We start from the raw sequence: 427 nt of genomic DNA, 5'->3' as shown, positions 1-427 counted from the left end.
AGAGCGATTCTCACCGGATATATACAGCGCAACATCGTTGAAAGCTTGATGTATACGTTCCTGAACACCAATCTGCGGTACTGCATATACGGTTGCCCCCCCTGCTATGATCGCCGCCAGCACAGCAAGTTTTAGCTTCTTAGAAAGCTGGGAGCCGTAAGCACGGTAGAGCACAAGCAAGACAATGGGGAAGCCAACCCACCCCCCTCGACTACCAGAAAACAAAGAACCCAGTACACCACCCGCAGCGCCAAATGCCAGTAACGCCACCCATATTAGGCGATGACGCTGAATCACAGCCCAACCAAGCCCAGCCATACACAGCACGCCAAGCAACATGCTGAGATTGACGAATTGAATCACATGGGTATGGCCTTGGGCACGCCCCACGCCTTCTACCAATTTCTGCCAGCCACCCCAGCTGCCT

1 protein-coding gene is annotated in these 427 nt (G+C 53.6%); it reads right to left on the bottom strand.

Going from position 1 to position 427, the window contains the following annotated elements:
- Nucleotides 1–363, bottom strand: a 363-nt coding sequence (locus tag R0J92_RS21770) for a hypothetical protein (protein WP_411053171.1), incomplete at its 3' end; no start/stop codon positions are given.
- Between the last annotated feature and the right edge of the window lie 64 nt (nt 364–427).

The organism is Tritonibacter sp. SIMBA_163 (assembly GCF_046535935.1).
Lineage (GTDB): Bacteria > Pseudomonadota > Alphaproteobacteria > Rhodobacterales > Rhodobacteraceae > Epibacterium > Epibacterium scottomollicae.
This window is presented reverse-complemented; position numbering and strand designations above follow the sequence as displayed.